The sequence below is a fragment of the Nonomuraea sp. KM88 genome (genome assembly GCF_052245635.1).
GTDB lineage: Bacteria > Actinomycetota > Actinomycetes > Streptosporangiales > Streptosporangiaceae > Nonomuraea.
Window position 1 is genome coordinate 238,309 of the sequence record NZ_JBQQCC010000004.1, and the last position, 13,248, is coordinate 251,556.

Annotated in this window: 15 protein-coding genes; 5 read left to right on the forward strand and 10 right to left on the reverse strand. The window is 71.9% G+C overall.

Annotated elements, in window-relative coordinates; genetic code table 11:
• The first annotated feature begins 99 nt into the window (after positions 1-99).
• Entirely contained in the window at positions 100-933 is an 834-nt protein-coding gene (locus ACTWPV_RS14470; protein WP_443152136.1) for a helix-turn-helix transcriptional regulator, read from the forward strand.
• 20 nt (positions 934-953) lie between these two features.
• Here the strand turns inward: ACTWPV_RS14470 and ACTWPV_RS14475 are convergent, their stop codons facing one another.
• The 3 genes from ACTWPV_RS14475 to ACTWPV_RS14485 all read right to left on the reverse strand — a co-directional run bounded on the left by ACTWPV_RS14475 (position 954) and on the right by ACTWPV_RS14485 (position 2,936).
• Complete coding sequence (locus tag ACTWPV_RS14475; RefSeq protein ID WP_443152137.1) at positions 954-1,916, reverse strand: quinone oxidoreductase family protein; 963 nt, start codon at positions 1,914-1,916, stop codon at positions 954-956.
• A 155-nt stretch (positions 1,917-2,071) separates the two neighbouring features.
• Positions 2,072-2,329, reverse strand: a complete 258-nt coding sequence (locus ACTWPV_RS14480) for a hypothetical protein (protein ID WP_443152138.1) — start codon at positions 2,327-2,329, stop codon at positions 2,072-2,074.
• 115 nt (positions 2,330-2,444) lie between these two features.
• Entirely contained in the window at positions 2,445-2,936 is a 492-nt protein-coding gene (locus ACTWPV_RS14485) for a hypothetical protein (RefSeq protein WP_443152139.1), read from the reverse strand.
• 219 nt (positions 2,937-3,155) lie between these two features.
• Here ACTWPV_RS14485 and ACTWPV_RS14490 point away from each other — a divergent pair, with 219 nt between their 5' ends.
• Complete coding sequence (locus tag ACTWPV_RS14490; RefSeq protein ID WP_443152140.1) at positions 3,156-3,872, forward strand: YqjF family protein; 717 nt, start codon at positions 3,156-3,158, stop codon at positions 3,870-3,872.
• On the opposite strand, the gene ACTWPV_RS14495 is transcribed toward ACTWPV_RS14490, so the two are convergent.
• On the reverse strand, positions 3,847-4,830 hold the full coding sequence (locus tag ACTWPV_RS14495) for a helix-turn-helix domain-containing protein (protein WP_443152141.1): 984 nt from the start codon (positions 4,828-4,830) through the stop codon (positions 3,847-3,849). The two genes, ACTWPV_RS14490 and ACTWPV_RS14495, sit on opposite strands and share 26 nt — an antisense overlap.
• A gap of 101 nt (positions 4,831-4,931) precedes the next feature.
• On the opposite strand from ACTWPV_RS14495, the gene ACTWPV_RS14500 reads away from it, so the two are divergent.
• Together ACTWPV_RS14500 and ACTWPV_RS14505 are read left to right on the forward strand one after the other, a co-directional pair.
• Entirely contained in the window at positions 4,932-5,966 is a 1,035-nt protein-coding gene (locus tag ACTWPV_RS14500; protein WP_443152142.1) for a saccharopine dehydrogenase family protein, read from the forward strand.
• 133 nt (positions 5,967-6,099) lie between these two features.
• On the forward strand, positions 6,100-6,525 hold the full coding sequence (locus tag ACTWPV_RS14505) for a hypothetical protein (RefSeq protein ID WP_443152143.1): 426 nt from the start codon (positions 6,100-6,102) through the stop codon (positions 6,523-6,525).
• A 61-nt stretch (positions 6,526-6,586) separates the two neighbouring features.
• On the opposite strand, the gene ACTWPV_RS14510 is transcribed toward ACTWPV_RS14505, so the two are convergent.
• The 3 genes from ACTWPV_RS14510 to ACTWPV_RS14520 all read right to left on the reverse strand — a co-directional run bounded on the left by ACTWPV_RS14510 (position 6,587) and on the right by ACTWPV_RS14520 (position 8,618).
• On the reverse strand, positions 6,587-7,216 hold the full coding sequence (locus tag ACTWPV_RS14510; RefSeq protein ID WP_443152144.1) for a hypothetical protein: 630 nt from the start codon (positions 7,214-7,216) through the stop codon (positions 6,587-6,589).
• 52 nt (positions 7,217-7,268) lie between these two features.
• On the reverse strand, positions 7,269-8,111 hold the full coding sequence (locus ACTWPV_RS14515; RefSeq protein ID WP_443152145.1) for an NAD(P)H-binding protein: 843 nt from the start codon (positions 8,109-8,111) through the stop codon (positions 7,269-7,271).
• A 72-nt stretch (positions 8,112-8,183) separates the two neighbouring features.
• Complete coding sequence (locus ACTWPV_RS14520) at positions 8,184-8,618, reverse strand: TIGR03618 family F420-dependent PPOX class oxidoreductase (RefSeq protein ID WP_443152146.1); 435 nt, start codon at positions 8,616-8,618, stop codon at positions 8,184-8,186.
• A gap of 50 nt (positions 8,619-8,668) precedes the next feature.
• Here ACTWPV_RS14520 and ACTWPV_RS14525 point away from each other — a divergent pair, with 50 nt between their 5' ends.
• On the forward strand, positions 8,669-9,025 hold the full coding sequence (locus ACTWPV_RS14525; RefSeq protein WP_347645775.1) for a winged helix-turn-helix transcriptional regulator: 357 nt from the start codon (positions 8,669-8,671) through the stop codon (positions 9,023-9,025).
• A gap of 12 nt (positions 9,026-9,037) precedes the next feature.
• On the opposite strand, the gene ACTWPV_RS14530 is transcribed toward ACTWPV_RS14525, so the two are convergent.
• Genes ACTWPV_RS14530 through ACTWPV_RS14540 form a run of 3 tightly spaced genes read right to left on the reverse strand, consistent with a single transcriptional unit; the run spans position 9,038 to position 13,121 of the window.
• Positions 9,038-9,493 (reverse strand): MarR family winged helix-turn-helix transcriptional regulator, encoded by a 456-nt coding sequence (locus ACTWPV_RS14530; RefSeq protein ID WP_347645776.1) that lies wholly within the window; start codon positions 9,491-9,493, stop codon positions 9,038-9,040.
• A complete protein-coding gene (locus tag ACTWPV_RS14535) occupies positions 9,480-10,232 on the reverse strand; it encodes an alpha/beta fold hydrolase (RefSeq protein WP_443152147.1) in 753 nt (250 codons plus the stop codon). The genes ACTWPV_RS14530 and ACTWPV_RS14535 overlap by 14 nt, the downstream gene beginning before the upstream one ends.
• Before the next feature lie 57 nt (positions 10,233-10,289).
• Positions 10,290-13,121 carry a BTAD domain-containing putative transcriptional regulator gene (locus tag ACTWPV_RS14540; RefSeq protein WP_443152447.1) on the reverse strand — a complete coding sequence of 944 codons (2,832 nt, stop codon included), beginning with the start codon at positions 13,119-13,121 and terminating at the stop codon, positions 10,290-10,292.
• Between the last annotated feature and the right edge of the window lie 127 nt (positions 13,122-13,248).

A 13,248-nucleotide genomic window follows, 5' to 3' on the forward strand; every position in this document is an offset into this window, starting at 1 on the left:
TGACTCTGGGTCCACGCGCATTGGCGTTCGGTCGCGGGTCCGCCCGAATGGGGTTCGCGTGCGCGGATCGGCACCGGCCCGGTCGATTATGGTGAGGCCGTGGTTTCCCTCCAGCATCGCCGTGAGCAGCTCAAAGAGTTCCTGCGTGCCAAGCGGGAGGCGCTCTCGCCGGCCGCGGTCGGCTTTCCCGAGGGTGGGCGCCGCCGTACTCCCGGGCTGCGCAGGGAAGAGGTGGCCGTGCTCGCCGGGGTCGGGGTGTCCTGGTACACCTGGCTGGAGCAGGGGCGTGACATCAAGGTCTCGGACGCCGTGCTGGACGCGGTCGCTCGGGCGTTGCAGCTCGAGGAAGCCGAGCGGCGCCACCTTTACGTTCTGGCCGGGTTGAACCCGCCGGAGCCTGGCGGGCGGCCGGGCGCGCCGGCGAGCGGGCAACTGCGCGCGGTGCTGGATGCCTGGATGCCCAATCCGGCACACGTGCTCGACCGGCACTACAACCTGGTGGCGGCGAACGACGCGTCCAGGTGGATCTTCGGATTCGACGACGACGTGGAGAACTGCATGGTCGCCTTCTTCACGCACGCCACCTACCGCAGCCGGTTCGCCGAATGGCACGAGTTCGCGCCGGACATGGTGGCCGACTTCCGCGCCGCCGCGGCACGTTATCCGGACGATCCGGCGTTCGGGCGGATTGCCGGGGAGCTGTCGGCGGCGAGCCCGGAGTTCGCCGAGCTCTGGGCACGTGCGGATGTCGGCTCCAGATCCCAGGGGATCAAGGCGATCAGCCACCCCGAGGCCGGTGACCTCACCTTCGAGTACAGCCTGTTCCGGCTGCCGGATCGCGCGGACCTCAACGTGGTGCTGCACACCCCTCACCCGGACACCGGCACCAAGGAGAAGGTGGAGCGCCTGTCGCTGTCAGCCAGGACCAGCTGACGCGGCCGCGACGGGAAGGCTCAGCCGCGCTCGACCTCGAGGACAAGCTTTCCTGTGGTGCCGCCGGACTCGATTCGCCGGTGCGCCTCCGCAGCCTGCTCCAGCGGCAGCGACTCGGTCCGTACCCTCAGTTCCCCGTTCGCGCCCGCGGTCACCGCCCGGTGCAACGCCCGACCCGCCTCCTCGGGGAAGGCGGCGGAGAAGGCGGCGAGGTTGAACCCGGCGACCGTCTTGTTGGCGAACCACAGTTCGTTGGCCGAGACCCCGTCGTCCTCGGCACCGGACGCGTTGCCCATCACCACCAGCCGGCCCATGGGCGCCAGCAGGTCCAATCCGGTACGGCGTGCCGTGCCGCCGATCATGTCGACGACGACGTCGAACCGGCCTGCCCCGGCCACCTCCTCGCGCAGGACGACCTCGTCGTACCCGAACTCCTTGGCCAGCCGGATCTTGGCGGGGGTGCCGACGGCGCCCACCACGCGGCCCGCGCCGAGCAGCCGCGCGGCCTGGCCGAGCTGGCTGCCCACACCTCCGGCTGCGGCGTGGACGAGTACGCTCTCGCCCGGTTCGAGGCGGGCGACCCGGTCGAGTACGAGAAACGCCGTGGTGCTGTTGGACGGCAGCGCGGCCGCGAGCTCGAGCCCGAGGTCGCATCCGTCCAGTGGGACCACCAGGTCGGCGGAGGTGGTCACCACCTCGGCGTAGCCGCCGCCGTCGACGATCGTCAGCGCCGCGACCGGCTGTCCCGGACGCAACCCTCGGATGCCGGGGCCGAGGGCTCGGATGTGGCCGGACACCTCGATGCCAGGGACGAACGGGAGCGGGACATCCACCACACCCCGCCGGTAGAGGATCTCGGCGAAGTTGGCACCGGCGTAGGCCACGTCGATGGAGACCTGCCCCGGCCCGGGCTCGGGGACCTCGATCTCGTCGAGACGGAGGACGTCGGCGGCGCCGAATTCGGGAATCGTGATTGCCTTCATGCCGTCCATCGTGCGGGGACGACTGCGAACCGGGCAGTGTCAGCTCATCCTGGGTGTGTCACCACCAGCATGGGTCAACGTCCGCGCTGCCCGGCGAGGGGGTCCTCGTCCCGTGCCCATTCGGCCTCACCCGCATCACTCAACCGGGCTGTCGGTCATGCGATGCTGCTGCGACACGCGTCCGGCGCGCGACGGCACAGGAGGGGAAGCCTGCTTGTCGCGTCCAGCACCACGCGATCCCCTAGTGGCTCGTCGAGTCTGATGACGTCGCGGCCTGACTGGCCGGTGCCCGCGCACAGACCGGTGCCGTGATCGGGAACGTCGAGCCCCAGAACCACCACATCGGGCGCTTCACTGACTCGCAGTCTGACCTCGAGCGGCTTGCGGGTGCAGGACCCGTACTCGTAGTTCACCAGCAGCGTGCGTTCGTCGAGAACTTCGAAGTCTGAGACATCCTGGTCGCCTGAACGGTGGTTGCCGACTGCGCTTTCGACGGTGCCGGCTGCGTCCCGGTCGACCGCGACGTAGTCAATCGGGGCCGGGCAGGTCCGAAAAGTACAGTCGCCACGCGGGCACGGTTGCCATCCCTCGGACGGTGTTGAGCCGCATGGTGGTGAAGGTCGCTCCAGTCAGGTGGTACGCCTCGTCGTCAGGGAAGGAGTACGCCTCAGGCCAGGGGGATAGAGCCATCAGCGCTTCCCGCGGCCCGATCACGGGGGCCCGCATCACGGACCCGTCGTCCCAGCGGATCTGCGCTTCGGCCGGAGGAGCGGGGAGCTGGCGGGCCACAACCCAGCCGTACTCTTCGTCGTGCTGGATCTTCCTGAGCACCTGCGGCGGGATCACGCTCAGTTCGTCGATCGGGACGAAACCCTTGTGCCAGATCTCGTCGGCACCGCTGGTCCGCCAGGTCCAGACGGCTTGTGCGGCGTGGTCTTCGAACGCGCGCGGTCCGATCAGAAGACGGCCGCCGCTGAGGAGCAGCACCACCGCCAGGAGAGTCGTGATCAAGCGCAGCATGTGGCGATCTTGACAGGAGGTCGCCTCCGATGCCTACGGCTTCGGACGACCAAGAGCAACAACCCAAGGTTTCGCCAGGTCATCAACCATATCGAGGATGCTCTGGACCGGAGCAAGGATGTCAACACCTTCCCGCCGTTCCGCATCGGAGACACGACTGCCGGCGCGGGCCTGATCCTGTGCCGGATTGCCGGTACGGGCGGAGGGCAGGGGGGCGAGATGCGTGCTCCACCCTCGCCCCGCGTCAGCCGGCCCGTGATGTACCACCGCTGGTCCCGGATGACGTTCATCCACTGGCGCTACCGGCCGGAGCAGGTGCAGGCGCTCCTGTCGGCGCAGCTCGAGGTCGAGACGTTCGACGGGGCGGCGTGGGTGGGGCTCACGCCGTTCCTCATGCGCGGGGTCCGGGTGCCGGGTGTTCCCGCGTTGCCGTGGTTGTCCACGTTTCCGGAGACGAACGTGCGGACCTATGTGCGTGACGCGCGGGGACGTACGGGCGTCTGGTTCTTCTCGCTGGACGCCGGACGCCTGTCGGCCGCGCTCGGCGGGCGGATCGGCTACTGGCTGCCCTACTTCTGGTCTGACATGTCGGTGGACGTCAAGAACGGGCACACGCGTTACCTGTGCCGCCGGCGCTACCCCGGGCCGGCGGGCGCGCGGTGTGACGCGGAGGTGGAGACCGGTCTGCCTCTGGCGGAGCGGGAGCGCGACGAGCTCGCGTACTTTCTGACCGCCCGCTTCCGGCTGTTCAGCCTCGTGGGCGGCCGGTTGGCGGCGGCACGGGTGGAGCACCCGCCGTGGCCGCTGCACCACGCCTCCCTGCACGGCCTGGATCAGGACCTGGTGCAGGCCGCCGGGCTGCCCGCCCCTGAAGGGCGGCCCGCTCTCCACGCCTCTCCGGGGGTGCCGGTCAGGGTGGGGATGTGGAGCTGGTGAGCGCGGGGGCCGGCGCGCGGAACGTGCGGCGGTAGGCGTCGGGCGGTACGCCGAGCGCGCGCTGGAAGTGGCGGCGCAGGGTCGTCGAGGTGCCCATGCCAGCGGCCGAGGCGATGGTTTCGACGCTGTCGTCCGTGGTCTCCAGCAGTTCCTGCGCGCGGCGGATGCGCTGCATCAGCAGCCACTGCAGCGGGGTGGTGCCGGTCGCCGAGCGGAAGTGGCGGGTCAGGTGGCGCGAGCTCATGTTCGCCTGGCGGGCCAGGTCTCCCACGGTGAGGGGCTGGTCGAGCCGCCGCAGCACCCAGGGGAACAGCGCGGCCAGGGGGTGGCCGTCCTGGTCGGGCACCGGCGTGGTGACGAACTGGGCCTGGCCGCCGGCCCGGTGGGGCGGCACGACGAGGCGGCGGGCGACCACGTTGGCGATCGCCGAGCCGTGGTCGCGGCGGACCAGGTGCAGGCACAGGTCCATCGCGGCGGCCTTGCCGGCGGAGGTGAGCACGCTGCCGTTGTCGACGTAGAGCACGTCCGGGTCGACCTCCACCCGGGGATGGCGCGCGGCCAGCTGCTCGGCGTGGGCCCAGTGCGTGGTCGCGCGCAGCCCGTCCAGCAGGCCGGCGGCGGCGAGCACGAACGCCCCCGTGCACAGGGAGACCACCCGCGCGCCCGCCTCGTGGGCCGCGCGCACCGCTTCGACCAGGTCGGCCGGCGGGTCCTCGCCGGCGTCCGCCAGGGCGGGAACGATCACCGTGGCGGAGCGGGCCAGCTCGTCGAGCCCGCTGTCCGGCTCCAGCAGGAACCGGCCGGCCCGTACGGCGTGCCTGCCGCACACCCTGAGGTCGTACCAGGGACCGGGGAGGGCGGCCGGGGCGGAGCCGAACACCTCGCAGGCCAGGGCCAGCTCGAAGTGGAGCATCCCGTCGGTGGCGGCGACCGCGACGGAGCGCGGGTCAGAGGTCATGTCGGGAATTGTACGGGTCATGTCGTTCCGGACACTGGTCCCCGACTGGCCGGCAGGGCCAGGATTCGGAGGCGGATCACTTCGAGCACGTGGGAGCGGGCATGGGATCGGGTCGGAACGTGGCGGTGTACGGCGCCTACGGGCACACCGGGCGGTTCGTCGTCGCGGAGTTGCGCGAGCGCGGGCACGTACCGCTGCTCCTCGGCCGCGACCGGGACAAGCTGCTGGCGATGGGTCAGCCGTCCCTGACGCGGCAGGCGCCGGTCGGCGACCCGGGCTCGCTCGACCGCGCGCTGGGCGGCGCGGACATCGTGATCAACTGCGCCGGACCCTTCGCCTCGACCGCCGCCCCGCTGGTCGAGGCGGCGTTGCGGGCCGGCATCCCCTATGTCGACGTCGCGGCCGAGATCGAGGCGAACGCCGACACGTTCGCGCACTTCGCGCAGCCCGCCCGCGACGCCGGCACCATGGTGGTCCCGGCGATGGCCTTCTACGGCGGCCTCGGCGACCTGCTGGTCACAACCGCGATGGGCGACTGGACGGCGGCGGACGAGGTGCACGTCGCCTACGGCCTGAGCAGCTGGCACCCCACCGCGGGAACGCTCGCCGCCGGCGTGGTCTCGGCGGAACGGCGGGGTGGCCGCCGGGTCCGCTACACGGGCGGGCGGCTGGAGCACCACGACGACGCGCTGCCGACCCTGGAATGGCGGTTCCCGGCTCCGCTCGGCCCCCAGAACGTCATCGGGGACTTCACCATGGCCGACGTCGTCACCGTCCCCAGCCACCTGGCCGTCCCGGACGTCCGTACCTACATGACCGCCAGGGCGGCCGCGGACCTGTTCGCTCCCGACGCCTCGCCGCCGGCCGCCGTCGACGAGCGCGGCCGCTCCGCGCAGACCTTCCTCGTCGACGTCGTCGTCCGCTCCGGCGGCGCGGAACGCCGCGCGGCCGCCGCCGGTCAGGACATCTACGCCATCACCGCGCCGCTCGCGGTGGAGGCCGCCGACCGCATCCTCACCGGCCGGACCAGGACCACCGGCGTCGCCTCCGCGGGGGCGGCCTTCGACGCCCCCGACTTCCTGCGCGCCCTGACCCCGCACCTGTCGCTGCAGGTGCCGCAAGGCTCACCCGCCTGACCGGGCGGTGCATGCCCGGGATCCGGACCGTTCCCGGTGGTCCATTCCGCTCGTGACGTGGCTGCATCTGTGATGCGCGTCAGCGGCATTCGTGGTCTCATATCGTGAGCATTGATCGATTGAAGGGATTTCCGTGCGCACACGCAAGCTGGCGACCCTCCTGACCGGCGCGACCATCGCCGCCTCCGCGACGATGGTGGCGGCCGCCGCCCCGGCAGGCGCGGCCGGACCCTGCGGTAGCAGCTACACCCGGGTCGGCGTCTACGCCATTCACCACAAGGTAGACGGCAGCCGCACGGGCACGCTGGAGGTGCACTACAGCTCCAGCACGGGCAAGAACTGCGCCCTGACCTACGGCTACGGCAAGTACGCCAACACCAAGAGCTGGAAGGGCGTCATCATCTCGCGGGGCGACGGCAGCGGGAAGGACTCGGACGCCGGCGAGTTCACGCACTATGCGGGCCCGGTGTACGTCTCCGCGCCCAACCAGTGCATTGACGTCGAGGGGATCGTCCCGGACTGGAACTCGCGCAAGCTCAACAACGTGCACTGCGGCTGAACCCATCGCGACGGACGTGCGGGCGGACCTGCCACGTTCGTACGTGGCAGGTCCGCCGGCCTTACCGGTGACCGCCCGGGGCGAGCGAGCCGAGTTCGGCTGCCCGCCGCAGATCCTTCGGGCGGCCGATGGCGCGGCGCATCCGGATCAGATCGTCCAGGCAGGCGTAGCGGACGACCAGGCCGTCCGGGCCGGTCGCGGTGATCGCGCGGTCGAGGAAGTCCCGGACGCGAAGGCCGCCCCAGGGGAGCGCCGGGGTGCAGCAGTCGCCGCCGGCTCCAGGCGAGGTGAACTGCACCTTGGGGTGGAGGAAGGACTCCGGCCGCGTCGGTACGGGGCCGCCCGCTTCGTCGGAAAGCCGGGCCCCGACAGAGATGAAGGCGGCCGCCAAGGCGGGGGCGTGAGCCGGGACGCCGTCCCAGAGCAGGTCCAGATCGCCGGTCAGTTCGGTGGATCCGTGCATGATGCCGGCGACCTGCCCGATCACCACGACGTGGACGCCGTGGTGGTGGAGGGCTTCGAGCAGCGGGAAGGGGTCGAACCCGAGGGCGCCGTCCGTGCCGATCGTGCCGACGTCGTCGTCGGCGTCCTGGTGGCCGAGGCCGGTGCCCGCCCGGCCCAGGGCCAGCTCGCGGGTGCGGTGGGCGGCGGTGCGGAGTCGTTCCAGCGGTTCGTCGATCACCTGGCTCATGCAACACCCGGCCGCGCTCACGGCGCACGTGGATTTTCGCCGTGCCGCTCGTTCACGACCACACGCCGGTTCGTGCGGTGCCGCGCGCCCAGTCGGTGAAGTCGCGCGGTCTCCGGCCGAGCACCTCCCGCACGCCGTCGGAGAGGTACTCGGAGCGGTGGTTGCGGATCACCGCGAACAGGTCGCGCAGGGCCTCGGCCTCGGCCCGGGACGCGCCGTACCCGACCAGCTCGGCGACGTGCTCCGCGGGTTCGAGAGCGACGTACCGGATCTGCCGGCCGGTCGCGGCGGAGAGCTCGGCCGCGACCTCGGCCAGGGTGAGGGTACGCGGACCCGACAGCGAGTACGTCTGGCCCGCGTGCTTCTCGTCCAGCAGCGCGGTCACCGTCACGTCGGCGATGTCCTCGGTGTCGATCCACGGCTCGGCGCCGTCGCCGGCCGGCAACCGGAGCTCGCCGGCCACCACCTGCCCGTGCATGAAGTCCTCGCTGAGGTTCTGCATGAACCAGGCGGGCCGGACGATGGTCCAGGCGGCGCCGCTGTCCTTGACGGCGCTCTCCAGGTCGAGCTGGGCGTCGTAGACCGCGAAGTCGCGGCCGGGCCCGCCGACGCCGCGGCCGGACAGCACCACCACCCGGCGCAGGCCGTTCGCCGCCGCCTGCTGGACGAACCGTCCGGCCTGCGCGAGACCCGGCGGATCGACCGGCGGGGCCAGGTAGGCCGTGTCCATGCCGGCCGCCGCCGGGGTCCAGGTGCTCTCGTCGTACCAGTCGAACCGCTGCTCGCTCGATCGCGAGGCGAGCCGGATCGGGACGCCGCGCGCCCGCAGCCGCTTGGCGACGTGGCGGCCGGTCTTGCCCGCGCCGCCCAGGATGAGGATCGGTGTCGTTGTCATGATTCGAGTTCACCGCGAAAGGATGAGACGAACCATGGTCGAGAAGCGCATTTCCATGTGCGAGCGTCTCAGCTATGGCGCCCAGGGGCCGACGCCGGACACGAGTTCCACCTGGATCCGGCCGATGAGCGCCGTCGTGGACTCGCGGTTCGCGAAGGGGTAGCCGGTGCCGAGGTAGCGCCGGGCCTGCCGGTCCATGAAGGCAGCGAAGCGCTCGGGGATGCCGGGGCCTTCGAAGGTCACGGTGCCGCGGACGATCAGGTGCTGCCGCAGGCCGTGCTCCGAATCCCGGTCGTCCTCGATCAGCACCGTGACGCGCGGGTCGCGCCGCAGGTTGCGGACCTTGACACGATGTTGCTCGACGCCGAACACCAGGTGATCGCCGTCCTTGGAGATCCACATGAGGCTGACCTGGGGCGATCCGTCAGCATTTATGGTGACAAATGTGGCACACCGGTCGGCTTCGAGAAGTCGATCCGCGGCGGGCGAGAGCTTGTGCGTCGTCATGAAGCGCACGATAGCCAGCCCAACGGGAACCAACGAGTACCTTAGGAACCGTGGGTGACTTTGACGGGCCGGGGGATGTGTTCCTGGCCGACTGCCCGGCCCGCCTGGCGGTGGAGGTGATCGCCGACAAGTGGTCGGTCGTCGTGCTGTACGCGCTCAGCCGCGGGCCGCGCCGGCACGGTGAGCTGGTCGAGCTGATCGGCGGCATCTCCAGGAAGATGCTGACCCAGACCCTGCGCCGGCTGCAGAACTACGGGCTGGTCGGCCGGCGGGCCTACGCGGAGGTGCCGCCGCGGGTCGAGTACGAGCTGACCGAGCTCGGCGAGACGTTGATCGACCCGATAGCGATCCTGACGCGGTGGGCCGAGCATCACGGGGACGCGATCCTGGCCGCTCAGCCCGAGTGACCGTGACGCGGGTCAGCGGTGGGCGCGGCGGGCCAGGGCCTGGCCGGCGGGCAGGTCGCCGACGAAGGCCCTGAGGAAGGCGAAGACCTGTTCGAGATCGCGGCCTCCGGCTGCGGCGTCGATCGACTGGTAGAGCCTCTCCTCGATCTCGGCGACCTGCCGTACGAGCTCGGCCCCCTCTTCGGTGAGCGACAGGTCGATGTGGCGGCGGTCGTGGGCCGCCACGTCACGCCTGACCAGGCCGAGCGTGACCAGGCGATCCACGAGCCTGCTCGGGCTGTTGCCGCTCTCGCAGACCAGGAGCTCGCCGAGGCCGTTGAGCGTCAGCGGGCCGTGCTCCCGCAGGACGCGGATCACCTCGGCCTGGGAGGGGGTGATGCCGAGCGGCCGCAGGGCCTGGCCGAGCATCCGGTTGCCCTCGCGCTGCGCGGCCAGGATCAGGTATCTGAGCTCCTCAGCGGGCCGCACGGGTCAGCTCGCGGTCGCGGGTCGTCTCGGTCAGGAACGTCTCGACGGCCCGGGCGTAGGTTTCGGGATGCGTGAAGCGGAACATGTGCCCGGTCCGGTCCAGCACGATCTCGCGGGAGCCGGCGATTCCGGTGCGCAGGGTCTGCGCCGCCTGCTCGCCGATCAGCTTGTCGTGCGACGGCGTGATGATCAGGGTGGGGACGCCTACCCTGTCGAGACGGTCGGTGTAGTCGGCGGTGAGTGCCGCGCTGACGCGGGCTCCGAACGACGCGGCCGGGGTGTTGTCCAGGAACAACCGGCGGCTGTCGGCCTGGCTCCAGGGGATCTGGCCCGCACGGTCGTGGGGTGAGGCCAGCCGGTGGGCGTGCGCGCGCAGCGCCAGCTGCCGGTAGGGGCCGCCGCGCAGCCTGCCCATGCCCCGCATGGCGCTCCTCCAGATCGGGGAGGAGACGGGGTTGGCCGCGAAGCCGCCCGACATCACCAGGGCGCGCAGCCCGGTCGGCCGGCGGACGGCCAGCGCCAGCGCGATGTTGGCTCCGAAGGAGTCTCCGACCAGCACGTAGTCGTCCAGGTCCGCGACGTGGGCCGCGGCGGCGTCGGCATAGGCCTCCATGTCGGCCACGCCTTCGGGGAGCCTGAAGGTGCGCTGCGGGCGATGGGCCAGCGGGGTGAGCTGCGCGAGATCCCATGGAGCGCCGGAGAAGCAGGGGATGAAGACCAGGGTTGGTTCGTTTGCCATGCCAATAGATTACACGACATATATGTCGTGTCAACTAATCTGGGCCGCGCCCGGATGTCAGCGTTGCCGCACGATCACCCGCGGCGTCGGGGGCGGCTCCTCCTGCTCCGCGCTGAGCCGTTCGTCGCGGGTGATGAGCCCCAGCCTGCCCAGCAGGGTGACCGACCGCCGCCACGCCTGCCGCGCCTCGTCGGCGCGGCCGAGCTCGTGAAGGACCAGGCCGAGCCCCCAGGAGATCTCGGCCTCCCCGAAGTCGCCGGAGCCGCCCAGCCCTTCGTGGGTCTCCATGGCCTGCCGGTAGTGCTCGACGGCCTCTTCGTACCGGCCCGCCCGCCGGTACGCCTCGGCGCGGTGGATGAAGGCGCGCAGCCGTTCGCCCGGCATGCGGAGCTCTCCCAGCAGCTCGATCGACCGGGTGTGCAGCTCGACGGCCTCGTCGTAATGGCCGGCCGCCTGGCGGACCAGCCCGAGGTGGGTGAGGTTGACGGCCTCGCCCCTGCGGTCGCCGAGCTCGCGGTTGAGCCGCAGCGCCAGCGTGTGGTGCTCGGCCGCGCGCTCCGGCTGCCCCGCCGTGCGGTAGGCGACGCCGAGGTTGTCGAGCAACGACGCCTCCATCGTCGCCTCACCCGCCCGCCGGTAGGCGTCGAGCGAGCGGTGCAGGTGGGCGATGCCGTCCTCGCTCGCCCCCATGCACACCTGCACCCAGCCCAGGTCGCCGAGGATGCGCGCTTCGTACCGGATGTCGCCGGTGCCGGCCGCCGCGGGCAGGGCCGACTGGGCGAGGCCGAGCTGCTTGAGCCAGTGGCCGCGCTCGTACAGCAGGACGGTGAACGTCGCTGCGAGCGAAACCACCAGGGCGCCCATGGAAGGGCCCGCGGAGGTGCGGACCAGCGCCAGCACGTTGTCGGCCTCCGCGTCCGTCCACGCGTGCACGTCCTCGCCGCTCGCCAGCCGGGCGCCGGGGTGATCGAGCGTGCGCGGGCCGATGCCGGCGCGCCGGCCGGAGTTCGCGCCGATCACCTTGATCGCCGTGCGGGCGGTCGCCAGCTGGCAGTGCAGGACCCGCCGCACGAGTTCGGTACGGCAGCCGGCGGGGTCCTCCGCCTCGGCCCGCTCGCGGGCGTAGAGCCGCAGCAGGTCGTGCAGGCGGTAACGGTCGGGGGCGTGGCTCTCCACCAGCTGGGCGTCGACCAGCGCGTCCAGCAGGTCACGCGCGCGGTCCTCGGGCAGCCCGGTCATCGCCGCGACGACGACGGGCCCGACATCCGGCCCGTCGAGCATCCCCACGTACCGGAACACGCGGGCGGCCTCGGCTCCCGACGGGCTCGCGCGCAGGTCCTCGTAGCTCTCCTGGAAGACGGCGCGTACGGCCCGGTCGTCGGCGCGCAGCTCGTCCAGCCGGTGCCGGGCGGTGGACAGCCGCTCGGCCAGGACCGACACCGGCCAGAAGGGACGGCCGTTCAGCCGCGCGGCGGCCAGGCAGAGCGCGAGAGGCAGCCCTCCGCACAGGCGGACCACCGCCGCCGCGGCGTCCGGCTCCCTGGCGATGCGGTCGTCGTGGACCATGCCGCCGAGCAGGTCGGTGCCCCGCCCGACGTCGAGCACGTCGAGCGGGACGTGGACGGCGTCGTGCAGCGAGGTGAACATCCGGCGGCTGGTCACCAGGACGGCGCAGGTGGCGCTCCCCGGGAGCAGGGGCCGCACCTGCGCGGCGTCCCTGGCGTTGTCGAGCACGATCAGGATGCGCTTGCCGGCGGTCAGGGACCGGAACCGGCCCGCGGCCTCCTCCAGGTCGGCGGGCACGGCCGAGTCGGCGGTGCCGAGCGAGCGCAGGAAGCGGCCCAGCACGATGTGCGGGTCGACCGGGCCTGCCTGCGGGATGGCCCCGTGCAGGTTGACGTAGAGCTGCCCGTCGGGGAAGCGCTCGACGAGCCCGCGGGCGACGTGGACGGCCAGCGCGGACTTCCCGATGCCGCCGATGCCGCTGATGTGACACACCCGCGGGCCCGCGGTGAGGGCGGCGCGTACGCGGGCGATCTCGGCGGCCCGCCCGGCGAAGACGGCCGGGGGCGCGGGGAGCTCGGCGGGAACCGGCGGCGCGTCCGGCGCGTCGGCGGAGCCCTCAGCGGTGGCCTGCGCGGAGTAGGGCCACACCTCGACGGCCGGTTCGGCCGACAGGGCCCGCCGGTGCAACTCCTGCAGCTCGATCCCGGGCTCGACGCCCAGCTCGTCCACCAGCCGCCGGCGGGTCTGCCGGAACGCCTCCAGCGCGGCGGCCCGCCTGCCGTCACGCAGCAACGACAACATCCACAGGTACGTCAGCCGCTCCCGCAGCGGGTGCTCGCTGATCAGCATCGGCAGGTCGGCCAGCGACTCGATGGGCGCGCCGAGGCTCAGGCCGGCGGCCACGTGCTCCTCGACCACGCTCAGGCGTTCCTCCGCCAGCGCCTGGCCGAACATCGCCGGCAGCCAGTCGCCCGAGACGTCTGCCAGCGGCGGCCCCTGCCACAGGCGCAGCGCCTGCCCGAAGAGGGCGCCGGCCTCGCGGGGGACGCTCTTCCTCGCCTGGTCGACCAGCTCGCGGAAGCGGTGGAGGTCGACGTCGGCCGGCTCGGCGTCGAGGCGGTAGCCGGGCGGCGCGGTGACGAGCGCGGCCCGGGGGACCGGGACGAGGACCCGCCGCAGGCGCGAGATGTACTGGTGGATGGCGTTGCGCGCGGTGATCGGCGGCTCGTCGCCCCAGACCGCCCGCATCAGCCGCTCGGTGGTGACCACCTGGCGCACGTTCAGTAACAACATGGCCAGCACCGACCGCTGTTGTGGAGTGGACGGGCCGACGAACCGGCCCTCCGCCCAGACCCCGACCGGCCCGAGTATCCGGAACCCCACCTGGCGCAAGCGCCGCCCCTTTCCGACGACCGGATGCGCAGGAAGCCTATCGTGTCCCCAGGTCACCAAGCCGCCGGGCCGTTCCGGGAAAGCCATTTCATCGGCATTTAAGCCGGCAATAACGGGA